The organism is Bacillus sp. FJAT-28004 (assembly GCF_001280845.1).
In the GTDB taxonomy this organism is placed as follows: Bacteria; Bacillota; Bacilli; order Paenibacillales; family Paenibacillaceae; genus Pristimantibacillus.
In genome coordinates, this window is record NZ_LGHP01000001.1 from 2,301,758 (window position 1) to 2,323,289 (window position 21,532).

Sequence of the window (21,532 nt, forward strand, 5' to 3'; positions counted from 1 at the left end):
CAAGCACAATTTAAAGTGGAGATTATGGGGGGAATGACCTGAATTGGGGTAGCACTTTGTAAGAATTCGTAAAATTCGAAAAGTTAAGTCTGATTTATAATGTGCCTTCATAGGTTGCATTATACGAGAAAAAAGGGAGAGATAAAAATGGAAATATTAGCATTGATACTGCAAGGATTATTAGGTCTTATGTTTTTGATGGCAGGATTGGGTAAAATATCGGGGGCCAAGATGCATGTTGACGGTTTTAAACAATGGGGATTGCCTCAATGGTTTCGGGTTGTTACAGGAGTCGTTGAATTAGTCGCTGCCATTGCTTTAGTTATCGGCTTTTGGGAGCAGAGCTGGGCAGCAGCAGGAGCGTTATTACTTGGCGTTACAGCTATTGGAGGAATATTGACTCATGTTCGTGTTAAGGATTCTTTAAAACAAACATTCCCAATCATCTTCATCGGTGTCTTATCTTTTGTTTTATTTTTCATCCGATTATCTGATCTGTCTGATTTTCCGGGGTTTAACTAATAGCAGCAATCGATCTTCTGGCGACATGTGGTTAAATGCTCATGGAAAATGAAAAAAGGGGCCATCAAATGCGATGGCTCCTGTTTATTTATTTAAAATGCTGTCCACCCATAAATAGCAGTCTTCTAATTGTTGTTCGCTAATGACATCAGATTTGTGTTCGAACGAGTTCACGTAGTACCGGATAATGTCTATTTTGAATGGTATCGTTGATTTGGACGTTCGACAAATGAATGGATGCGGCATATTTCGTATACTTTCTAAATATTTTTTTTGCATCAAATGAAGGATCGATTTTCTCTTGAAGAAATAACCTAGCTGTATCGAGACACAATTCTTTTAAAGGATAGATGTTTATTTTTGTTTAACGAGCAACAACCCAATGACTATAATGACTAAGCCAATCCAATTTTTCCAATTGGGGAATTCTTTTAGAAACAAATAGCCCATAATTAACGAAATTAAAATTTCCAAACACTTAGCTGTTATTAGGGTAAAGCTTAGATTTTCAGTAGATTTAAGCCCATATTTTACGCCATATCCTATGGACATATTAGCCATTAAAAAGAGGGGAAGCATCAGCAATTGAAACTTTAAAGTAGACCAGAATTGCGGATCGATATGCTTACCTTGATAAGAAAAAATGAGATTGACTACAAACAATCCTCCAAATAGAAGTCCAAAGCTATATAAGTAATACATATGAACCTCCAAATTATTTTCATTTTACCGAGTGCGACATTGTTTGTAATCATTTAGAAAATGGTCGAATTCTTTCGTCTATTAATGTTTCCCGCGACCAACTTTTTTATCCATGATTAAAATTTAGAAACAGTTTTCTGATAGAATTCTTGTAAAGTCGAGTGAAAATAAAATAGTACTTTCTCTGCTTTAATGGGAGTAAGCTTGCGGGCATTGGCACAATATACAAAAAAAGATATTAACGATTGACACAATATAGGGTAGGGGGGTATAGTATGTATAAGAAGAGGAACAACATACCTCATAAAAGTTGTATTTATAATAAGACGATGATAATAAATCATCCACATAAAGGAGAAATGAACAATGAAAAATGTAACATTGAATGTTGAAGGCATGTCTTGTGGTCACTGTGTCAATTCGATTGAAGGAGCTTTGAAAACGTTAGGCGCACAAGGAAAAGTGGATCTGGCGAATGAATCTGTTGATGTTGTGTATGACGAAAGTAAACTAACGCTTGAAACTATAAAAGAAGTCATTGAAGAACAAGGATATGAAGTACATTAAGCGAGAAAAAAAGAGGTGAAGATGATGGAAAAGATGAGTTCAGAAACCAAGCAAACTTCTCTGCAAATTATAGGGATGACGTGTGCGGCTTGCGCAAATAGGATTGAAAAAGGATTAAATAATCTTGAAGGTGTTACAGAAGCGAATGTAAACTTTGCAATGGAACGTGCTACCGTCATTTACGACCCGAATAAAACGAACATTTTGAATATGGAACAAAGCATCCAGAAGCTAGGGTATAGCACAGCAAAAGATAGTGTCGATTTGCAACTTGAGGGTATGACTTGCGCTGCATGTGCACTCAAAATAGAGAAAGCATTAAATAAACTACCGGGTGTCACGCATGCTACAGTCAATTTCGCAATAGAAACCGCACATGTGGAATACCATCCTTCCGACGTATCGTTGTCAGATATGCAGCAGCGAATCGAGAAACTCGGATACAAAGCAGTGCCAAAACAAGAGGTAGGCGATCCAGCTGAGCATCGTCAACAAGAAATTAAACGACAAAAGCGCAAACTTCTGCTATCCGCCATTTTGTCGCTGCCGCTGCTTTTGTCCATGGTGACCCACTTTTCATTTACTTCATGGATCTGGATGCCAGATATTTTCATGAATCCTTGGTTTCAGTTTGCACTTGCAACTCCGGTTCAATTTTATGTAGGTAAACATTTTTATGTCGGGGCTTACAAAGCTCTTCGCAACAAAAGCGCCAATATGGATGTATTGGTGGCACTTGGAACGTCAGCAGCTTACTTTTACAGCCTATACTTGACAATAGATTGGGCTACAATGTCAGGAAATATGCATCACAGCCCATCTATGTATTATGAAACAAGCGCGGTTTTAATTACTCTGGTTATTCTCGGTAAATTGTTTGAAGGACTGGCAAAAGGTCGTACATCTGAAGCCATTAAGACGTTGATGGGTTTACAGGCTAAAACAGCTTTAGTGGAGCGCGATGGTCAAGAATTGACGATTCCTGTCGAAGAAGTGCTTACGGGAGATTATGTATTGGTGAAACCGGGTGAGAAAGTTCCGGTGGACGGAGAGGTTATCGAAGGAATTTCTGCAGTAGATGAATCGATGTTGACTGGTGAAAGTATTCCCGTTGATAAAAAAATTGGTGACCATGTTATCGGAGCAACAATTAACAAAAATGGACGATTGAAAGTGAAAGCAACAAAGGTTGGCAAAGAAACGGCATTAGCGCAAATTATTAAAGTCGTGGAAGAAGCACAGGGTTCAAAAGCGCCAATTCAGCGGGTTGCGGATGTTATTTCCGGTATTTTTGTACCGATTGTTGTAGGTATTGCACTTGCAGCCTTTCTTGTATGGTACTTCTGGGTAAGCCCTGGCGACTTCGCTAACGCGTTAGAGATAGCGATCGCAATTCTTGTCATCGCATGTCCGTGTGCGCTTGGTCTTGCAACACCAACGTCGATCATGGCGGGTTCAGGTCGTGCAGCAGAGCTTGGTGTTCTATTTAAAGGCGGCGAGCACCTCGAATCCACGCATAAAATTGATGCCATTATCTTAGACAAAACAGGTACTGTGACCAAAGGTAAACCAGAACTTACGGATGTTTTTGTAGAGTCGATGGATGAAGCAGCTTTCTTGCGTCTCGTCGGATCAGCTGAGAAAAATTCGGAGCATCCACTTGCGGAAGCCATTGTATCCGGCATATTGGCTAAAGGCATTGAACTCCCGAATGCTGGTGAATTTGAAGCTATTCCTGGTTTCGGAATTCGCGCTATCGTTGATGGTAAGGAAGTACTTGCAGGGACTCGGAAGTTGATGGGGAAATACAATATTCAGGCTGAGCATGCTTTTGATCAGATGTCGAAATTGGAGCAAGCAGGAAAAACAACGATGTTGTTTGCGATAGACGGCAATTATGCCGGAATGGTAGCCGTCGCTGATACCATTAAAGAGACATCTAAAGAAGCAGTTTCCCGTTTAAAACAAATGGGTATTCAAGTTGTTATGATTACCGGTGACAACGAACGTACAGCTCAAGCTATTGCAAAACAAGTCGGAATTGATCATGTGTTGGCAGAAGTACTACCGGAGGGTAAAGCGGAAGAAGTCAAAAAATTGCAAGCACAAGGCAAAAAAGTAGCGATGGTCGGTGATGGAATAAATGATGCACCTGCACTAGCTATGGCGGATATTGGAATGGCAATCGGAACGGGGACTGATGTAGCGATGGAGGCTGCTGACATCACATTGATGCGCGGTGATCTGAACAGTATCCCGGATGCAATCTTTATGAGCCGTAAGACGATGGGCAATATTAGGCAAAATCTATTCTGGGCGTTGGCTTACAACTCGTTAGGTATTCCAATTGCAGCAATCGGATTATTGGCCCCATGGGTCGCTGGTGCTGCAATGGCACTTAGCTCCGTATCCGTTGTTTTAAACGCACTACGTCTGCAACGGATGAAAGTGTAACTAGATACAATGGGTGATCGTATTCAAAGCTGGTATTCATTAATAATATATACGGGAAAAAGGTCGCCCTCGGCAACCTTTTTTTTCGTATGTATTACTTTTACATCATTGTGAGAATGATACAAACGCATTTGTGAAATCATAGTAGTGGAAGGAGGGGGCATTGTGGATAAGGAAGCCGTATTATTAGCCATAACCAAATCAAAGGGCAGGAAGAGTCTATATCATTTTACAAGAGTAAGGAACTTGCCTGCTATCGTGCATAATGATGCACTTTCTTCTAGTTATCATCTTTATCCCCATCATGCAGGGGAGCGACGATCTATAGTCAAAGAAGTCAAATATTTCGAACATACGGTTACAATTAATGCTCATCTAAGGATTGCTGATAGTATGATAGATGCCGATTGTACACAGGAACAATTTCGGGCTTATCTCGATCAGCATGTGTTTTTTTGGCCCACAATTAAGGATTGTCGTAAAATGTTGGACACATACAAGCGAAGAGAACCGGATGAAGCATTTGTTATTTTAGAGTTCGAGGCATATCGTTTATTGTTGGATCATTATTCGGCAGTAAAGTTGTCTAAATACGACTCGGGGAGTTCACCAAGGTTCCCAAAGCACTGCAATTATAAGAAAAGTTTACAGATGTTCCTTCCGATAGACGACTTCCAGAACATGGTGAATAACACAGTTCCTACAAAAGCATCCGAAATCCATGAGTTACTGTTCAAAGATCAAGTCGTTAATCTGACCCAATATTTACGTTCTGTTTATGTCGATAATAGCAAAGATATACCTGAGAGCTGGAGAGAGCTTATGAAGCCTCTAGCGAGTTTTAAGTAACGCTCAAGATAATTCAATTACATAGGAGGTGATTTCTTTTTTATCCCTCCGTGGGTTATTCGTCAAAATGATAGTCAGCTTGTTGAAAAAAAGTTTGGCAAATATAATAGTGGAAATAATGAACTAACAAATAATCATACGTAAGGACACTAACGCTCAGTTGGTGTCTTTTTGCATGTTTTTTTATTATTCCTTGTCTTTAGTTTGATCGAATGACAATCTAGCCATTTCAACAAGTGAATAATTTGTCCTTGTCCACTGCTTCAGGGCACTTAAAGGCTGGAGCAAAGACTCGCCCAACGAGGTTAAGGAATATTCAACGATTGGCGGAACAGACGGAGTAATATCGCGTTGAACCAAACCGTCACGTTCCAGCTGCCGCAAAGTTTGGGTTAGCATTTTTTTGGAAATGCCATCAATCCGCCTACTAATTTCTCCGTATCGAATAATACCGTCTTCCAATGCGTAAATGACCAATGCTGACCATTTGTTAGCAATAATTTCAAGTACTTTGTTGTATGAGCATGCGGTTATCGAAATATCAGGTTGAACGGTTTTAGCTGAGGTTGATGCTTTCATTGAACGCCCTCCTTATACACCTTTTGGTTCATTGGAAACTCTAAAGTGCCTACTTACTTTATTTTAGTTTGTATATTATTGTATGTCTATATTATCCATAAAGGAGAGGTTCTCATGAAAGTATACGAAATTAATGGTGAATTTGGAATTGAAAATCTGAAAGTAGCTGATCGTCCAATACCAGTGCCCCGTTCAAATGAAGTTCTGATCAAAATGCGTGCGGTTTCTTTAAACTCTAGAGATTTGGGTGTCATCGATGGGTTTTATAACCCAAATTTAAATAAGCCATTAATTCCTGTATCTGACGGTGTTGGCGAGGTTGTCTCTTTGGGAGAACACTCAAACAGATTCAAAATAGGGGATAGAGTAAGCGGAATTTTCACTCAAAGCTGGATTACTGGAGAGCCAACACAACAAAATTGGGTAAGTACACTTGGAAGTCCATTGAATGGGCTGCTCGGGGAATATGTAGTGCTGTCAGAAGAAGGGCTAATTCGTGTACCAGATCTATTGACGGATATAGAAGCGGCAACCTTGCCATGTGCAGGTGTGACAGCGTGGCATGCTCTCGTTGAGGAAGGTAAGATAAAAGCGGGTGATACCGTTGTCGTACAAGGAACAGGCGGAGTCTCCGTGTTCGCGCTTCAATTCGCAAAACTGTATGGAGCAACAGTTATCGTGACATCAAGCAGTGACGAGAAGCTTAAAAGAGCTAAAGGAATTGGTGCTGATTTTGGAATAAATTATAAACAAACACCCGAATGGGATAAGGTGGTACTTGCACTCACGGAGGGACGCGGAGCAGACCATATCGTCGATCTCGGTGGATCAGCTACGTTAAACAGATCGATCTCAGCGCTGCGAGTAGGTGGACAAATCAGCATGATAGGCGGTCTATCGGGTTTCCGTGTAGAAGGATTCGATATCATCCCGGCAATTATTAGGAAAGCTCGCTTGCAAGCGATCAACGTAGGCAGCAGGGATATGTTCGAATCGATGAATCATGCAATTGAACATAGCGGCCTTCACCCGATAGTGGATTCAGTGTTTCCATTTGAACGCGCGGTTGATGCTCTTCAGTACTTGACGAGGGGGTCGTATTTTGGAAAAATTGTTATTTCATTTAAACATTAATTCAATTATTTTAGAGTAAAAGATGATATCTCATGATATAACCGCAGATGCAGCATCTCCCAGTTCGATGCCGTCATTTATATGACGAATGAATTGGGAGGTTAATGGTACGGAGACACGATAATGATACAGATAACGGGTACATGGTCTGTTTTTATAGATGAAAAGACGAAACTGGCTTATCCAATTAACGATGTGGAACCTTCATTTAAAGATTGGATTAAAGAAATAGAAATGAAACAAACAATTAGCTAGAATATTCTCTTTCTATTTTACAAATCTTCACCTTGTAGTTCAGGTACCATTCTTGTTTGCCTTTTTCCTGGGCAACTAGATGGGATTCGTTTTTCTTCCAATTACTTATTGCCTCCATACTTTCCCAATAGGATATGGTAATGCCCGCTCCCGCAGCATCCCGTACACTTTCCACTCCTAAGAAACCTGGTTGCTGCGACGCAAGCTTTTCCATTTTTTCTGCCATCAAATGATATCCGCTATCTTCCGCTGAACGTTGACTCGAAAATATAACCGCATAATACGAATCTTTTGTAGAATGAATCATTTCTTCCAATGTGCATAACTCCTTTTATGATCTCTTTTGGTCAAATATCAACAATAAACGATAACAGAGCCATACAAAAAAAGAAAGCCCTAGATAGGGCTTTCTCATGAATGCTTTTTAGTAAGGCTGATTATTACGGCCGAAGATACCACAGCTACAAGCAATAATTACTAATAGAATAAAAAGAACTAGAATCGTACCAATGTTATTTTGCATTTTTTAATTTCCCTCCTTATGTTTTTTAATGATGGTCGCGACAACTACAAGCGATAATCACCAACAAAATGAACAAAACTAGAATAATACCAATATTGTTTTTTGATCCTGACATCACACATTCACCTCCATACCTAATGACTACTATGTAGATTATGTATTGATAGAGCTAAATGATTGGATGTTTGTACTTGCCTGATCGCACATTATCCGATGTACGATGTGGAGTAACACAAAAAGCCCATACAATGGGCTTTTTGTGTTCATTCTATTTAAGAAATTATTCGCAGTCTGAATAGATGGAGGGTATAAAGCATTTCAATTAGTAGCCACAGCCGCCGCCAAAGATGCCGCAACTACAAGCTATAATCACCAGCAAAATGAATAGAACCAGGATAATACCAACATTGTGATTAGCACCACCAACAAATCCACCCATCAAACATTCACCTCCAATGTTTAAAGTACACTGTAGTTTATGTGCGGATGGTGCTGTGTGATTGGACGTTTGTTCTGTAATGATATTTGCCCAGTAGGATGCCGTACGCTTATTAAGTATCATAATAATCGAGACAGCCCATAAAATGGGCTGTCTCCTTTGTGCTATATCGATTTAGGCGCGGTCACGACAACTACAAGCGATAATGACCAACAAAATGAACAGTACCAGAATAAAACCAATATTTCCTGACATCAACATTCACCCCCTGTGTTTTGACTACAATATAAACTATGTATTGATAGAGCTTAATGATTGGATGGTTGTACTGGTATGATAGTAGCCTTATATAAAATAGAAATAGCGATTATCGTTATTATCGGTGTTTTAGATAAAAAATCGTTTAAGCAAGCAAAGACATGTACACTGCTATGACTTATATTAGTATCGAAAGTGATAACAAGGAGTGATTACGATGAAAAATAAAAAAGTGATGTTTGTGAGCCCCTTGCTTGTTGAGACGGTCGAAGAGAGTTTTAATCCAACAACCTTGAATGAAAATGAAATCTTTGTTCAATTGATATATTCCCTTATTAGCCCTGGAACTGAGCTTGCAATGTTAACGGGTAAAGAAGAGTGGGCCAAGCTTCCGCTATGTCCGGGGTATGCAAGCGTGAGTAAAGTGATTGAGGCAGGTTCGGGTGTCAAAGATTTTAAGGCAGGAGATATCGTGTTTCATTACGGACAGCATTCTAAATATCAAGTTGTAAACACTGCTGATGTTTGTATTCAAGTTCCTGAACAGTTGGATTTGAAATGGGTGCCATTCACTCGAATGGCCACGGTCGCCTTCACCTCGGTAAGAGTATCTGAGATCGAAATTGGTGATTATGTAAGTGTTACTGGTCTTGGACTAGTCGGGAATTTGGCTGCTCAGCTAGCAAGGCTTCAGGGTGCTACGGTTATTGGGGTCGATTTATCCAAAGAAAGAATTCGAACTGCCGAGGCGTGCAGCGTGGATTACACGTTTAATGGTGGAGAAGAAGATGTAAAGGAACAGATCGCTATATTAACCAATGGTGTAGGTGTTTCTACTCATATTGAGGCAACGGGTGTATCAGCCGTGGGAGTTGAAAGTCTGAAGTGGATTGCAAAGTTGGGTGAAATCATATTTTTAGGAAGTCCACGCGGAGAGTACAACACGGATGTTACTGATATTTTAAACTATTGTCATCTTTATGGCAGAGGCTGTATTACGTTTAAGGGCGCACATGAGTGGCGTTATCCGGTTGAACCTAATGAGTTTGTTAAACATTCTTTAGTGAGAAATTCGAAAATTGTATTTGAACTTATGAAGCAAAAAAGGCTGCAGATAGAACCATTAATCAGTCATGTGATTAAGCCAGAGCAAGCTCAAGAAGCTTACGAGGGATTGAGAACTAATAAAGATCAGTATAATGGCGTTTTGTTTGATTGGTCCTAGGTGGAATTCATCATATCCTGTATTGCAAGAGCATTAATTCGTTTAGGTATGGCTAATGTGAATATACTTCATTTATAATTGGAGGAGGATTGATAGAAGAGAAACGATTTTAGGGGTGAAATTAATGAATGAGTCATGGATGAACAGCATTTCGCCTTTCGTAAGGGCAGTGAGAATGATGACAACATCATCCTTGGCCGGAGAATGGATGGATCACGATCATGTGTACACATACATCGAGCAAGGCGAAGCTGAGTTTTTCTTGAGCGGTGTCAAATATGTTGTTCAAGAAGGTGATGTGCTGTTGATGCATCCCTACATGTCTCACATTATACGATCTACCTCAGCTATTCCATTAATTCAATATATTTTTCATTTTGACCTCAATTATGACGAAAAACGAAGTTTATTGAATTTCACAACCGCCGCTAGATTCCAGAATTCTGACATCGTAGAGAGGGAAATGCAGCTAACATCCATTATCCCCATTTCCCATATACAAGTAGCGGATCGAATAGAGATGAAAAAGAAGTTTCTGCTGCTTCACAAGCAATTTCAGGAGAGAAGACCGGGGCATTTGTTAATAACCAAAGCTATCTGCTTGGAGCTGTTATACTTATTTTTTAAAAATCAAGCCGATTTTAATGAAGGTAAAATGACCAAAGGTTGGGCATTCATTGAAAGAGCCATTCAGTACATCCATGACAGCTATCAAGACCCACTTTTAAATAATGTTTCCATAAGCAAATACGTCGGTGTGTCGACAAACCATTTGTCACACTTGTTCAAGCAGCAGCTTGGAATATCCATTCATAAATATGTAACCCATATTAGAATTGAGCAAGCAAAATGTTGGATTATGGAAGGTGAGCACACCCTGACTGAAATTTCTGAGAAAGTTGGTTTTTCCAGCATACATTTGTTTAGTCGCTCTTTCAAAACGGCTGTAGGTATAACGCCAAGTAGATTTGCTGGTGCGCAGTCAAGATTGGTTCATTTGTGAGAAAGGCCGCCAGATATCTGGCGGCCTTTTTTATTTTATATTTAGATGAATTGACCCTTAATCATTGTCCATTCCACTTTGAACTGTTCATTCAATAAAACAATATCGGCATCTAAACCTGTTTTGATTGTACCTGTCGTATGATCAATACCTAGTATTCGTGCAGGAGTAGTTGAAGCCATTTGAATTGCGTCCATCAAGGAAATACCGGTTTCAGTCGTTAAGCGAAGCGCTTCATTCATTGTAACTACACTAGAGGCTAACGTCCCATCATCAAGTCGCGCAACGCCTTCGGTTACCGTGACATGGTGGCCGCCAAATAGATAACTTCCATCTCCCAGACCCATAGCTTGTAAAGCATCAGTGATAAGCACCATGTTATCCGGTCCTTTTAAGCGATACATCATACGAATAATAGCAGGATGGAGGTGAATGCCATCGACAATCGCTTGAATACTCACATGTTCTGCTTCAAAAGCCGCGACAACGAGACCTGGATCTCGATGATGAATCGGTCGCATGCCATTGAAACAATGTGTTACGTGGCTAGCTCCGGCATCAAAGGCTAACTTAGCCTCCTCATACGTAGCATCAGAATGTGCGACTGCAATGATCACTCCCATTTCCTTCAAATAAGAGAGGAGTTCCATTCCACCTGGTAATTCAGGGGCAATCGTGACCATTTTAATAAGTCCATCTGCTTCTTCGAAAATTTCCTTCATTTCTCCAAGATGAGGATGACGTAAATATTTTTCATTTTGCATCCCTTTACGCTTCGGATTCAGGTAAGGGCCCTCTAAATGAAGTCCAGCAATTTTGGCGCCGACTTCAAGTCCAACTACGCGTTTAACACTACGGATCATAGCTAGTAATTCATCCATTGTAGAGCTTACAGATGTAGCAAGAAACGAGGTGCAGCCCGTTGCGGCACAAGCCCGAGAAACCTCCTGAATACTCGCCTCGCTGCCATCCATCATATCGAACCCGTTAGCACCGTGAATATGCACATCGATCATGCCGGGGATTAACAATTGACCTTTCCCATCTATAACTTCATATTCCCCCTCTGGAAGAGAAGTATGATCATTTTCTATTCTCTCAATGATCCCATTTCTAATCCATACTGTGCCGGATGGCAATATGTTGTCTGGTTGCACGATTTGAACGTTACGCAATATTTTATAATTCATCTTTGTTATCCTCCTCGAGTTGGTTATTCATCTCAGAGCGAATAATCGTTATGTTTTTCTGATCAAGTATTTCTTCTATATCGCTGGGCACTTCTTGATCGGTAATTAAAATATCTACAAAGTCAAAATCTAAGCGATAAACCGACTTGTTTTTAAATTTCGTGAAATCAGCAACAACGATGACCTGATCCGATCTGCGTGCCATTTCTTTTTTGATATGAGCATCCTCTTCATACGGGTAGTAAAGCCCATCTGCTTGAATCGCCGCGGCTCCAATAAACACCTTATCAGCTCTCATTTCTCGAAGCTTGTCAATGACGGAGGGACCATACAGCAAGCGATTCTTAACATGTAAATAACCTCCGAGTACGTAGACTTGCAGATCATCTCGGCCAGATAGAATTCTTACAATGTCTATTGACTGAGTGACAGCCGTAATGTTTTTGGCGGAAATTTGTTCGGCAACAGCCTGTACCGTTGTAGATACGTCTAGTATGACCGTCTCATGATCATGAATAAGCTTTGCTGCTACCATCCCAATTTTGATTTTGCTATCCGTTTCATCAATTAATCGATCCTGATAGGAGGCAAGCTCCTTCTGTAATTGCGGTGAAGCTACACCGCCATGTGTCCGATTGACGACACCTTCTTGCACTAATTTAACAATATCCCTTCGAGCTGTATCCCTTGATACGCCGAGGTGGGTGCAAATATCCATGACACTCATCGTTTGGTGTTCTTTTAAATATTCGAGTATTTTCAATAGTCGCTGCTCTTGATAGATGATGGACACCTCCTTATAAGTAAGTTTATCGCAATATTTAAGTAAATGAAAGTAATTTTTAAGTAATTGGAAGTAATACTCTCTAATTCGATCGCTCCTCTATGATTATGAACATTAAATACCAACACATGATTGGAAGTTTGAGTAAAAGCAAAGTCATAACTTGAACCTCATTTGGTAGCATCGAAAAAAATATCTTATTTATACCATTTTTGGGTATTTTTATATTATAAAGGTTCCCTGAAAATCATCAATGCTTAGGTAGACTCATTAAGTTATTATACTAATATTCGAAATTAGAATTTGAGCTGGTTTTTACCAAAAATTTCATGATCAATTTATATTATTTGTGATATTATACAGGTGACAAGTAAGTGCTGAAGAAATACGAAAATATAGTAAAAGGAGAGGGAATTGATAAATAGATATGGTAAATCAATTACTAATTCATCTTATTATCATAAGTTTTCCGATCTTTATCCAACAGTTCTTTTATGCACGAAAAAAAATAATTGATAGAATTCGATATCAAGTACTGAATGGATTTGTGTTTGGTGCAGCTTCCATTTTGTGTATGGCTTATCCTGTTTATGTCACAGGAAGCTTTCATGGAGATTTGAGAAGCATTCCTTTGATTGTTTTAATTATTTACGGTTATAAATACTATTTGCCGGGCGTTATTGCCCTTGCTGTTGCAGTCTTGTACTGCTTATATATCGGAGGGGATGACGTCGTCCTTTCTACAGCATCATTATTGCTAAGTGTTGGGCCATGTTTCTTTTTCTTAAAATCGTTGCGTAAAAATCAAGCTGCCAAACGCATGCTGATTTGTATGATCTTATCGATTAATTCAGTTATTGTTTTGATTGCATCACTTTTTTTATATCTGGAAAGTAATCCTAATTCTATTGAGATTCGTTCTCACGGTATTTTTATAATGGTTTTAGCTGCATCTTCATTTATTGGGATGGGAATTTCTACTTTATTGAAAGAACATTTTATCGAGACTGCTTATTTGAAGCATGAGCTGGAGCGAAGTGAAAGGTTGAAGATCGTAAGCCAAATTGCCGCTTCTGTTGCCCATGAGGTTCGTAATCCTTTAACGGTTGTGAAAGGATTTCTGCAGCTATTAAAAGAATCGGTCGATGATAAAAGAAAGGATTACTTGAATATTGCTTTATCGGAATTGGATAGAGCAGAATATATTATTTCGGATTATTTGAATCTTGCTAAGCCGCAAGCGGATCAGCTTGAAATAATCGAGGTTTCTGAGTTTCTTGTACATACCTTGGAAATTATGAATTCTTATGGATTAATTCAAAACGTACAAATCCACCTAAATTGCAATCAAACGGATCTTTATGTATGGGCAAACAAGCCGAAACTGACTCAAGTGATACTAAATTTAATAAAAAATGGTGTAGAAGCGATCCCTGATAAAGGTGAAGTGACTGTCAATGCCTATTATTACAATGAAGAAATTTGTATTGAAATTATTGATACTGGAAAAGGGATATCCAAAGAGGAATTGGAGCAGTTAGGTACCGTTTTTTTTACGACAAAAGAATCGGGGACGGGCTTAGGAATATTGGTGACTTATCGAATTGTCGAGGCGCTAAAGGGGAAAATTGCTTTTCAAAGCGAGCTCGGAATAGGGACGAAGGTATTGCTGAGATTTCCGGCTGTGGAGCCAGAGAATTAAATATTCCAATGAACAAAGAGCCCCCATTCTCCAACATTAGAGAAGAGGGGCTCTTTGCATTATTTATTGCGCAGCATCATCGTCCACAAATCTGAGCTTTCATAACCGAGGCGCCAAGCTGCAACGCCGGCCAGATCGTATGATTTGGCTATGTCGATACGTGCTTTCACAGTGCTTTCCGTCTCAGCCCAGAATAAATAGGTAAAGCCGTCTTTGACGTACTTATATTTCATCTGGCCAGATTTCGAATCTAGTACACCTTGAGCGTTCGTATCTGCAATAAGTTTAGGAATTTCCTTCATGAAGATGGCGCGGTTGCTGACAAGCTTATTCGTGCTGTCAAGCTTCCACTCCCGTACGTAAAAAGGTATGCCAAGCATGAGCTTGTTACGCGGAATGCCATAGCTCAAAAATTGCTTAACACCTTCTTCGACCCAGCTAAGACCTGCGACGGAACCAGGTATCTCGCTGCCTTTCCAATGCTCATCGTAAGCCATAATAATAATAGTATCGACTACTGCTGCTAGGGAAGTATGATCATAAGCAGTCATATGATTCCAGCTTAAGCTTCCGCGAGGCAAGTCGATCGATATTTGCATCCCTTTGGCGTGTACGGCTTTAGCGAGTGCAGTAACAAAGGCGGTATAGGCAGCTCGATCGGTTCCAGCAACCTCTTCAAAATCAAGATTGACACCTGCAACACCAAGTTTTGAAAGTTTAGCAGTGAGTGCGCTAATGAAGGCTTCCTTTGCTGTGTTGTTCTTTAAAAATTCCGTCGTCATTTTTTTGTTAAATTGATTGTGAACAAGCGGCATTACTTTAATTCCTTGTTCTTTGAAGGTGTCTACGACGGCTTGATCTGACGTGTCGGTTATCGAACCGTCTGCCGCGGATAATTCGAACCAAGTAGGCGAATCAATCGATAATCCTTGTGTATTAGCAACATGGCTGATTAAAGTTGCACTTGTCGCGCTGCCATTCCAACCCATATAGACAAGGTTTTTGGTATTACTGAAGATTTTGCGACCTTCGTTAGTTTGAACTGTACTATTGGCAAATCCCTTCGCATAGGCAATAGCGCCGGTCTTTGTATTAAATGTTCTTAATTTCTTGTCACCTTGATAGACGGCTAAATAAGGAATGCCAGACCAATATACTTTTCCATTGAAGGTAACCTCAGCATTTGGGGTTTTCTTCGCAAGCTGTACAGCAGCATCTAAGTTAATAGAGGAGCCGACCACGGCGCCATTTTGTTTTACCAAATATGCAGGGACATTCGAGTGAACAACCTTGCTCGTTGCCGTATTCAAAACCTCACTGCCTGAAATGGCATAAGAGGCATTGATTGCATCAAGAAGGAAGGAGTAAAGCGGAAGTTCCTCGGCAGGTGCTCCATCCACAGTGATTTGATAGACAGGTGTAGCAGCGCGTTGCGCTTTAGTTTGTGCGGCTGTCAGGTTCCCCCATACCCATTTGTTCGTTGTTAGATCGATAATGTGCGCGTTGCCCCATTTTTTGGCTTCCTGCTTAGCAGCAGCAAGCGTTAGAAAGGACCAATTGTCACGCGTGTTGTCGCCTTGATAAAGCTTGAATTTGGAATAGGATTGATAGCTCCAGCCAATATTTTCAAGATCTCGAATATGCACGTTTGTCAGATTTTTAGCAACAGATAATGCTTGCTTGTAATTGCTAAATTCCCATTTTGGGATGGTTTGACCGTTCTGATAAACCTTGTAACGCGGGAAGTTGTCCCACACCCAAGCTCGATCCGAAATTTTCTCGACATGGCTGTAACCGAATTTCCCGGCATATGAAATGGCTTGTGTCTCCGTAGTAAACTCACGAAGCACCTGGTCATTCTGATAAACACGGAATTTCGTCATTTGATTCGTTGCTGCATCTGCAATTCCTGCCGTTGCTGTCATGATGGTTTGGCAAAAGAATAGCAATAGCAGTGCTGTACTCATTTTTCTTTTCATAGATATGTCACATACACTCCTCTCTAGTCTAATGTTTAGACGCAGGGAGGGCGTGGATGTTGCTGGAAATCTATTAATTTTTCTCTAGTAATTATTGGGAGGAGAAAAATAAAGCAAAAAAAAGCATCCGCTAGATGCTTATCTGTAAGATAATGCATGCTATTGGATGCTTTATTCCTGTTAATCGGAAATGTCTGCCCAAAATTCTTCATCCGCATCTAACGTAATGTTTGAGCGGAAAACGCGCCGATTATATTGTTTGAACATATATTGCTCGATAGCCTCGAGGATATTAGCTTCAATAATGTACTGGCTGCGGCCTTTCACCCAAACCTCGGCCGTATAACCATACTCTTCTTCCCATGAAAGCTGCACTTCCACATCGGTAGGGTTTACTCCCCGACGTTCGGACATGTGAAGGCAGATCGCGTTAATAATCTCATCCGTGTATATACGCACGATTAGTATGGTCTCCGTTGATCGGGTGGGTTACGCTTGCTGCGCAGATAAACGAACGCTACGCGTATCAACATAATAATGGCGAAGATAGCCATTAGATTGATCATAAGACCAAGAATATTACCGAATGCACCCATGCCCGCAAACAAACCGCCGAACATCAAGCCTGCCAATCCGCCTATCATTAAACCTTTCATCAAGCTACCGCCGCCAAAGAATCCAGGTTTTGTAGTACCAGTAGTTGTACCTGCTTTCTTTCCTGGGTTCGTTTGACTAACGTTATCCGATTTCTTAGGGTTTTGTGTAACGCTTTGTTTCGGAGATTTCATTCCGCCTCGTGGTTTTGCATCGGCATACTGTCCGAAACCTAGTGTGATGAATAGTGTGAGTGCCAGCATGACCATGAATCCCTTTTTCATCTGTGTTTTCTCCTCCTGATATCTTTAATACATTCTTAACAAACATAGATAATATACGGCTAATAGAGACGATGGTTTCATTTATTAATATAGGATTGGTCAAAATGTATGAAAGTATAAGCTACATATGCTAATATTTTTATTATCAATATATTGATGAATTTGCCTGGAGCAAGAAGTTTGGAGGTTTTTATGATTTCTTTTCCGAAAGCGTATATCACTTATTTAGTGGAGTTTCATGCAACCCGAGACTATTTCGAATGTCACGAGCTTCTTGAGGAGTACTGGAAAGAGAATCCCGGTGATCGATTTGCAGATACGTGGGTTGGTCTTATTCAGCTAGCAGTAGGCCTCTATCACGAGCGCAGAGGCAATGTTGTTGGCGCAGTTAAGATGCTTATACAAGCTGAGCGGAGATTGTCTGCAGCTCCACTTGATGAGCTTGGTATTGATAAGTACAGCTTGCAGAAGCAAATAAGTTCGAGATTGTCTTATTTACAAGCAGCGGACGAATCAACCTATACAGACATTAATTTGCAAATTATAAATGATGATCTTGTTTTATTGTGTCAGCAGACTTGTGACCAAAGAGGCTTAATATGGGGAGCGCCAAGTCCATTAGATGAAGAAGCAATTATTCACAGGCACACGAAGCGAGACAGATCTGAAGTGATAGCAGCAAGACTTGCAGCTTATGCAGCAAAAAAACGGGAACGCAACGGTTTGATTTAATAACCGTTATGTTCCCGTTTTTTTTATAATTATGCTTAAGGAGTTGCAGCATCTACTAGTTCTAATTCTCCGGTTTCGGAATCGATAATCAATCCATGAACAAGAATATTAGCAGGTAGCAGTGGGTGATTGCGAATGATGCTTACACTGTTAAGGACGCTGTCTCTTACGTTGTCGAACCCTGTTAACCAGCGCATCAGATTAAGACCGGAATGCTTTAAGGTAGTAATCGTCTCATTGGAAACACCACGTTCTTCCATATGCTGAATAATGTGTTCAGGATTGATTCCAGTCATACCACAATTAGTATGACCGATGACAAACACCTCATCTGCTTGAAGCTCGTATAGAGCAACGAGGATACTACGCATGATATTGCCAAAGGGCTGTGTAACGATAGCACCGGCGTTTTTAATTATTTTAGCATCGCCATTTTTGAGATTCATGGCTTTGGGCAGCATTTCTGTCAGCCGAGTATCCATGCATGTGACGATGACCATTCTTTTGTTTGGATATTTGCTTGTGGAATATTTCTCGTATTTCCGATTTTCTACAAATTCTTTGTTGTAGCTTAATATTTCATCAATCTTGTTCATGCTGCACCTCCGCCGCTGAGAAAACGAAGGTTCAACGTATAGATTTGACTATCACTCTTAAGACTAAAGCTGTTTCGTTCCGGGTTATAATCAACTCGAAGATGGGGTTCATAATATATTTCATGACGAGGTTCATAATAGAAGGGCAATGGCTCGCCTTGAGCGAGTTTGTCGTCCACGGAGGGCTCACTAATTAACTGAAGGGCAGGAACGCCGCTAACGACACAACCGCAGCCTTCCGTATCATGAAGCAGTTTCAATTGATTTTTCCCCTCTTTTAAATAAGGAGTTAACCGATCAGTAGCTGCTTTGGAAAATAAAATATGCATATGGTTTCCTCTCTTTCTATCTATTGCACTGGATGTCTTGCAGGTTTAAGATGATTATAAGGATTGAAATAAGTAAGATCAAGTAAAGATCCCATGAATAATGATCAATGTAAAAACTTAAAGTAGGAAGGTGGAACAACGATGTCTACAAAACATGCGGAAGCTCTGCAAAATTTTAAAGAAACCATACGCAAAATTTCGAGTTATGAGGAAGCACTTGGTGTTCTTTACTGGGATTTGCGCACAGGCGCACCTCGCAAAGGAATGGACAATCGCTCGGAAGTAATCGGTGTTTTATCAGCCGACCATTTTAAGCTGGCAACTTCACCCGAACTCGGAGAATCTCTTTCAACACTTGAGGATTCTTCTAACTATTCAGAGCTCAGTGAAATCGATCAACGTCTAGTTACGGAGACTCGCAAGGAGTACAATCGCAGTGTCAAAATACCGCCGAAGCTTTATCAAGAATATGTGGTATTATCCTCTCAATCTGAAAACAAGTGGGAAGAAGCAAAGGAAAACAATGATTATGCAAGCTTCCAGCCGTATTTGGAGAAGGTCATCTCCTATACGAACCAATTTATTGATCTTTGGGGACCAAAAGCGACTCGATATGATACGCTTCTCGATCAATATGAGCCTGGCATGACTGTTGCTGAACTGGACCGAGTATTTGGTGGTTTACGGGAGCAGCTAGTACCTTTAGCAGCGGCGATTGCAAGCTCGCCACATAAGCCTGATACTTCATTTCTAAAACAAAATTATGATAAATCAGCTCAAAAAGCTTTTAGCTTATACATATTGGAACAGATGGGCTACAACTTTGAAGCTGGCAGGCTGGATGAGAGCGCTCATCCATTTGCCACTGGTCTGAGTCCCGGCGATGTTCGGATTACGACAAGATATTTGGAAGACGATGTAACGAGCGCTTTGTTTGGCACGATTCATGAGGGTGGTCATGCGCTGTATGAGCAAAATATTATGGAAGAGCTTATCGGGACAACGCTTTGCACCGGTACTTCCATGGGTATTCATGAGTCGCAATCCCGCTTCTGGGAAAATGTAATCGGCCGGAGCAGACCGTTCTGGAATCGTTATTTCGGCGAGCTTCAACAACGCTTTCCTGGACAGCTTGATGTGAGCGTCGATCAATTTTATCGTGGAAATAATGTTGTGCAGCCATCGCTAGTAAGAATAGAAGCAGATGAGCTGACTTATAATCTGCACATTATTATCCGTTACGAGATCGAGAAGCTAATATTTAATGGCGGCGCGAAGGCTGCAGATCTTCCAGCTATCTGGAATGAGAAATACAAAGAGTATTTAGGTGTGACTCCGCAAAATGATGCAGAAGGCGTACTTCAAGATGTCCATTGGTCGGGTGGAGCTTTTGGTTATTTCCCTTCGTATTCTCTCGGCAATATGTATGCGGCACAGATTGCTGATACGATGGAGCGTGATCTGCAAGGTTTCTGGGGTAGTGTAGAAAAAGGGAATTTATTGCCGATCAAGCAATGGCTGAGCGAACGTATTTACAAATACGGCAAGCTGAGAACGCCATCTGAGCTTATTCAGAGCGTTACTGGAAAACCGCTTGATCCACAGCATTTGGTTACCTATTTAACGAAGAAATATACAGACATCTATAAGCTGTAGTATGTAGCTCAGCATACAAGCATAATTTGAAGGCTGTCCTATCGTCGATCGACGATAACGGGGCAGCCTTCTTTTTGTGCATGCATTCACCGCCCATGACTGAACCGCATAGGCTGAAGTACATTTATAATCGCAAATTTGCGCAGGAGGGACTGGAAGAATGAAAAAACGTATTTTATTGACGGTGCTGCTAGCCTTTGCACTTGTCATGACAAGTGTATTGGCAGGCTGCGGTAAAAGCGAATCAGGTAATGTAAAGGTTCGCATTGGGGAGGTAACACGCTCCTTATTTTATGCGCCTGAGTATGTTGCTGTCGCGAAAGGCTTTTTTAAAGAGGAAGGGCTTGATGTGGAGTTAACGACTACGCCAGGCGGGGACAAAACGATGACTGCATTGCTTTCGAATGTTATTGACGTCGCTTTGGTTGGTTCGGAGACTTCTATCTATGTTTATCAGCAGGGAACGGATGATCCGATCATTAACTTTGCCCAGTTGACTCAAACCGATGGCACTTTCCTTGTAGCCAGAGAGGCTGATGCAAGCTTCGATTGGAACAATTTAAAAGGAAAAGTATTTCTTGGCCAAAGAAAAGGTGGAATGCCGCAGATGGCCGGCGAGTTTGCACTGAAAAAGCTCGGCATCGATCCGAAAGCTGATCTTGAGCTGATTCAGAACGTAGATTTTGCCAACATTCCTGCAGCATTTGCTTCTGGTACAGGAGATTATGTTCAGTTGTTTGAACCAACGGCATCGATTTTTGAGAAGGAAGGCAAGGGACATGTGGTCGCATCATTTGGAGCCGAAAGCGGTCACCTTCCATACACTGTCTTTATGGCTAAGAAAAGCTATATCGACAAAAACAAAAAGGTAATTCAATCGTTCACGAATGCTGTTCATAAAGCACAGCTTTGGGTAGATAGCAACAGCGCCGAAGCAATTGCTGATGTTGTGCTTCCATATTTTGAAAATGTAGATCGCGATATTCTTATTAGCTCAATTGATCGCTACAAAAAGCAAGGCTCGTTCGCAACGGATCCCATTATTGACGAAGGGGAATGGAATAACCTTCTAGACGTCATTACAAGTGCGGGAGAACTTCAGAAACGTACTGAGCATAATGAACTTGTAGATACAAGCTTTGCCAAAAAAGCAATCGAAGCAGTGAAATAACTGCG

The 21,532-nt window shown here is 40.7% G+C and carries 24 protein-coding genes; 12 read left to right on the forward strand and 12 right to left on the reverse strand.

Annotated features, from left to right (window positions below):
* Positions 1-147 precede the first annotated feature (147 nt).
* Positions 148-522 carry a DoxX family protein gene (locus AC787_RS09780; RefSeq protein ID WP_054024600.1) on the forward strand — a complete coding sequence of 125 codons (375 nt, stop codon included), beginning with the start codon at positions 148-150 and terminating at the stop codon, positions 520-522.
* 354 nt (positions 523-876) lie between these two features.
* Here the strand turns inward: AC787_RS09780 and AC787_RS09785 are convergent, their stop codons facing one another.
* Complete coding sequence (locus AC787_RS09785) at positions 877-1,224, reverse strand: EamA family transporter (protein ID WP_054024601.1); 348 nt, start codon at positions 1,222-1,224, stop codon at positions 877-879.
* Positions 1,225-1,590: 366 nt separating this feature from the next.
* Between AC787_RS09785 and AC787_RS09790 the strand changes: the two genes are divergently transcribed.
* The 3 genes from AC787_RS09790 (at position 1,591) to AC787_RS09800 (ending at position 5,094) form a co-directional block, all read left to right on the forward strand.
* On the forward strand, positions 1,591-1,791 hold the full coding sequence (locus tag AC787_RS09790) for a cation transporter (RefSeq protein WP_054024602.1): 201 nt from the start codon (positions 1,591-1,593) through the stop codon (positions 1,789-1,791).
* A gap of 24 nt (positions 1,792-1,815) precedes the next feature.
* The gene (locus AC787_RS09795; RefSeq protein ID WP_152970693.1) at positions 1,816-4,245 is read left to right on the forward strand and encodes a heavy metal translocating P-type ATPase; all 2,430 of its coding nucleotides are present in this window, start codon (positions 1,816-1,818) and stop codon (positions 4,243-4,245) included.
* A 165-nt stretch (positions 4,246-4,410) separates the two neighbouring features.
* Positions 4,411-5,094, forward strand: coding sequence for a DUF7002 family protein (locus AC787_RS09800; RefSeq protein ID WP_054024604.1), 684 nt, complete (start codon positions 4,411-4,413; stop codon positions 5,092-5,094).
* Positions 5,095-5,280: 186 nt separating this feature from the next.
* Here AC787_RS09800 and AC787_RS09805 read toward each other — a convergent pair whose 3' ends face one another.
* A complete protein-coding gene (locus AC787_RS09805; RefSeq protein ID WP_054024605.1) occupies positions 5,281-5,673 on the reverse strand; it encodes a winged helix-turn-helix transcriptional regulator in 393 nt (130 codons plus the stop codon).
* A 114-nt stretch (positions 5,674-5,787) separates the two neighbouring features.
* On the opposite strand from AC787_RS09805, the gene AC787_RS09810 reads away from it, so the two are divergent.
* Positions 5,788-6,807 carry a zinc-dependent alcohol dehydrogenase family protein gene (locus AC787_RS09810; RefSeq protein ID WP_054024606.1) on the forward strand — a complete coding sequence of 340 codons (1,020 nt, stop codon included), beginning with the start codon at positions 5,788-5,790 and terminating at the stop codon, positions 6,805-6,807.
* A gap of 123 nt (positions 6,808-6,930) precedes the next feature.
* Complete coding sequence (locus tag AC787_RS35050) at positions 6,931-7,062, forward strand: hypothetical protein (protein WP_268760163.1); 132 nt, start codon at positions 6,931-6,933, stop codon at positions 7,060-7,062.
* On the opposite strand, the gene AC787_RS09815 is transcribed toward AC787_RS35050, so the two are convergent.
* The 3 genes from AC787_RS09815 to yjcZ all read right to left on the reverse strand — a co-directional run bounded on the left by AC787_RS09815 (position 7,055) and on the right by yjcZ (position 8,285).
* Positions 7,055-7,369: an antibiotic biosynthesis monooxygenase family protein gene (locus AC787_RS09815; RefSeq protein WP_054027003.1), complete on the reverse strand. Its 315-nt coding sequence runs from the start codon at positions 7,367-7,369 to the stop codon at positions 7,055-7,057. The two genes, AC787_RS35050 and AC787_RS09815, sit on opposite strands and share 8 nt — an antisense overlap.
* A gap of 538 nt (positions 7,370-7,907) precedes the next feature.
* Complete coding sequence (locus tag AC787_RS33175) at positions 7,908-8,024, reverse strand: sporulation protein YjcZ (RefSeq protein WP_082360697.1); 117 nt, start codon at positions 8,022-8,024, stop codon at positions 7,908-7,910.
* A 174-nt stretch (positions 8,025-8,198) separates the two neighbouring features.
* Complete coding sequence (gene yjcZ / locus AC787_RS35335; protein ID WP_082360698.1) at positions 8,199-8,285, reverse strand: sporulation protein YjcZ; 87 nt, start codon at positions 8,283-8,285, stop codon at positions 8,199-8,201.
* Between the two features lie 214 nt (positions 8,286-8,499).
* On the opposite strand from yjcZ, the gene AC787_RS09820 reads away from it, so the two are divergent.
* Complete coding sequence (locus tag AC787_RS09820) at positions 8,500-9,507, forward strand: zinc-dependent alcohol dehydrogenase (RefSeq protein WP_054024607.1); 1,008 nt, start codon at positions 8,500-8,502, stop codon at positions 9,505-9,507.
* A 124-nt stretch (positions 9,508-9,631) separates the two neighbouring features.
* Positions 9,632-10,510, forward strand: coding sequence for a helix-turn-helix transcriptional regulator (locus tag AC787_RS09825; RefSeq protein ID WP_054024608.1), 879 nt, complete (start codon positions 9,632-9,634; stop codon positions 10,508-10,510).
* Positions 10,511-10,551: 41 nt separating this feature from the next.
* Here the strand turns inward: AC787_RS09825 and nagA are convergent, their stop codons facing one another.
* Both nagA and AC787_RS09835 read right to left on the reverse strand, forming a co-directional pair.
* Positions 10,552-11,700 carry an N-acetylglucosamine-6-phosphate deacetylase gene (gene nagA, locus AC787_RS09830; RefSeq protein WP_054024609.1) on the reverse strand — a complete coding sequence of 383 codons (1,149 nt, stop codon included), beginning with the start codon at positions 11,698-11,700 and terminating at the stop codon, positions 10,552-10,554.
* Positions 11,690-12,463: a DeoR/GlpR family DNA-binding transcription regulator gene (locus AC787_RS09835; RefSeq protein WP_235560942.1), complete on the reverse strand. Its 774-nt coding sequence runs from the start codon at positions 12,461-12,463 to the stop codon at positions 11,690-11,692. Before AC787_RS09835 ends, nagA begins: the two co-directional genes overlap by 11 nt.
* Positions 12,464-12,911: 448 nt before the next feature.
* Between AC787_RS09835 and AC787_RS09840 the strand changes: the two genes are divergently transcribed.
* Positions 12,912-14,186, forward strand: a complete 1,275-nt coding sequence (locus tag AC787_RS09840; protein ID WP_054024610.1) for an ATP-binding protein — start codon at positions 12,912-12,914, stop codon at positions 14,184-14,186.
* A 59-nt stretch (positions 14,187-14,245) separates the two neighbouring features.
* Here the strand turns inward: AC787_RS09840 and AC787_RS09845 are convergent, their stop codons facing one another.
* From AC787_RS09845 to AC787_RS09855, 3 genes are all read right to left on the reverse strand, one after another.
* Entirely contained in the window at positions 14,246-16,165 is a 1,920-nt protein-coding gene (locus AC787_RS09845; RefSeq protein ID WP_054024611.1) for a glycosyl hydrolase family 18 protein, read from the reverse strand.
* Between the two features lie 180 nt (positions 16,166-16,345).
* Complete coding sequence (locus AC787_RS09850) at positions 16,346-16,624, reverse strand: YxcD family protein (RefSeq protein WP_063847509.1); 279 nt, start codon at positions 16,622-16,624, stop codon at positions 16,346-16,348.
* Positions 16,625-16,626: 2 nt separating this feature from the next.
* On the reverse strand, positions 16,627-17,043 hold the full coding sequence (locus tag AC787_RS09855; protein WP_054024612.1) for a hypothetical protein: 417 nt from the start codon (positions 17,041-17,043) through the stop codon (positions 16,627-16,629).
* A 192-nt stretch (positions 17,044-17,235) separates the two neighbouring features.
* Between AC787_RS09855 and AC787_RS09860 the strand changes: the two genes are divergently transcribed.
* Positions 17,236-17,775 carry a DUF309 domain-containing protein gene (locus tag AC787_RS09860; RefSeq protein ID WP_054024613.1) on the forward strand — a complete coding sequence of 180 codons (540 nt, stop codon included), beginning with the start codon at positions 17,236-17,238 and terminating at the stop codon, positions 17,773-17,775.
* A 35-nt stretch (positions 17,776-17,810) separates the two neighbouring features.
* On the opposite strand, the gene AC787_RS09865 is transcribed toward AC787_RS09860, so the two are convergent.
* Positions 17,811-18,371, reverse strand: a complete 561-nt coding sequence (locus AC787_RS09865) for a beta-class carbonic anhydrase (protein ID WP_054024614.1) — start codon at positions 18,369-18,371, stop codon at positions 17,811-17,813.
* Positions 18,368-18,700, reverse strand: coding sequence for an iron-sulfur cluster biosynthesis family protein (locus AC787_RS09870; protein ID WP_054024615.1), 333 nt, complete (start codon positions 18,698-18,700; stop codon positions 18,368-18,370). Before AC787_RS09870 ends, AC787_RS09865 begins: the two co-directional genes overlap by 4 nt.
* Before the next feature lie 141 nt (positions 18,701-18,841).
* Here AC787_RS09870 and AC787_RS09875 point away from each other — a divergent pair, with 141 nt between their 5' ends.
* Both AC787_RS09875 and AC787_RS09880 read left to right on the forward strand, forming a co-directional pair.
* Positions 18,842-20,356, forward strand: a complete 1,515-nt coding sequence (locus tag AC787_RS09875) for a carboxypeptidase M32 (RefSeq protein WP_054024616.1) — start codon at positions 18,842-18,844, stop codon at positions 20,354-20,356.
* A 160-nt stretch (positions 20,357-20,516) separates the two neighbouring features.
* Complete coding sequence (locus AC787_RS09880) at positions 20,517-21,527, forward strand: ABC transporter substrate-binding protein (RefSeq protein ID WP_054024617.1); 1,011 nt, start codon at positions 20,517-20,519, stop codon at positions 21,525-21,527.
* Positions 21,528-21,532 lie beyond the last annotated feature (5 nt).

Excerpts from the sequence above, each read along its gene's own strand:
- AC787_RS09780 (WP_054024600.1), top strand. The coding sequence starts at position 148 with ATGGAAATATTAGCATTGATACTGCAAGGATTATTAGGTCTTATGTTT.
- AC787_RS09785 (WP_054024601.1), bottom strand. The coding sequence starts at position 1,224 with ATGTATTACTTATATAGCTTTGGACTTCTATTTGGAGGATTGTTTGTA.
- AC787_RS09790 (WP_054024602.1), top strand. The coding sequence starts at position 1,591 with ATGAAAAATGTAACATTGAATGTTGAAGGCATGTCTTGTGGTCACTGT.
- AC787_RS09795 (WP_152970693.1), top strand. The coding sequence starts at position 1,816 with ATGGAAAAGATGAGTTCAGAAACCAAGCAAACTTCTCTGCAAATTATA.
- AC787_RS09805 (WP_054024605.1), bottom strand. The coding sequence starts at position 5,673 with ATGAAAGCATCAACCTCAGCTAAAACCGTTCAACCTGATATTTCGATA.
- AC787_RS09810 (WP_054024606.1), top strand. The coding sequence starts at position 5,788 with ATGAAAGTATACGAAATTAATGGTGAATTTGGAATTGAAAATCTGAAA.
- AC787_RS35050 (WP_268760163.1), top strand. The coding sequence starts at position 6,931 with ATGATACAGATAACGGGTACATGGTCTGTTTTTATAGATGAAAAGACG.
- AC787_RS09815 (WP_054027003.1), bottom strand. The coding sequence starts at position 7,369 with ATGATTCATTCTACAAAAGATTCGTATTATGCGGTTATATTTTCGAGT.
- AC787_RS33175 (WP_082360697.1), bottom strand. The coding sequence starts at position 8,024 with ATGGGTGGATTTGTTGGTGGTGCTAATCACAATGTTGGTATTATCCTG.
- yjcZ (WP_082360698.1), bottom strand. The coding sequence starts at position 8,285 with ATGTTGATGTCAGGAAATATTGGTTTTATTCTGGTACTGTTCATTTTG.
- AC787_RS09820 (WP_054024607.1), top strand. The coding sequence starts at position 8,500 with ATGAAAAATAAAAAAGTGATGTTTGTGAGCCCCTTGCTTGTTGAGACG.
- AC787_RS09825 (WP_054024608.1), top strand. The coding sequence starts at position 9,632 with ATGAATGAGTCATGGATGAACAGCATTTCGCCTTTCGTAAGGGCAGTG.
- nagA (WP_054024609.1), bottom strand. The coding sequence starts at position 11,700 with ATGAATTATAAAATATTGCGTAACGTTCAAATCGTGCAACCAGACAAC.
- AC787_RS09840 (WP_054024610.1), top strand. The coding sequence starts at position 12,912 with ATGGTAAATCAATTACTAATTCATCTTATTATCATAAGTTTTCCGATC.
- AC787_RS09845 (WP_054024611.1), bottom strand. The coding sequence starts at position 16,165 with ATGAAAAGAAAAATGAGTACAGCACTGCTATTGCTATTCTTTTGCCAA.
- AC787_RS09855 (WP_054024612.1), bottom strand. The coding sequence starts at position 17,043 with ATGAAAAAGGGATTCATGGTCATGCTGGCACTCACACTATTCATCACA.
- AC787_RS09860 (WP_054024613.1), top strand. The coding sequence starts at position 17,236 with ATGATTTCTTTTCCGAAAGCGTATATCACTTATTTAGTGGAGTTTCAT.
- AC787_RS09865 (WP_054024614.1), bottom strand. The coding sequence starts at position 18,371 with ATGAACAAGATTGATGAAATATTAAGCTACAACAAAGAATTTGTAGAA.
- AC787_RS09870 (WP_054024615.1), bottom strand. The coding sequence starts at position 18,700 with ATGCATATTTTATTTTCCAAAGCAGCTACTGATCGGTTAACTCCTTAT.
- AC787_RS09875 (WP_054024616.1), top strand. The coding sequence starts at position 18,842 with ATGTCTACAAAACATGCGGAAGCTCTGCAAAATTTTAAAGAAACCATA.
- AC787_RS09880 (WP_054024617.1), top strand. The coding sequence starts at position 20,517 with ATGAAAAAACGTATTTTATTGACGGTGCTGCTAGCCTTTGCACTTGTC.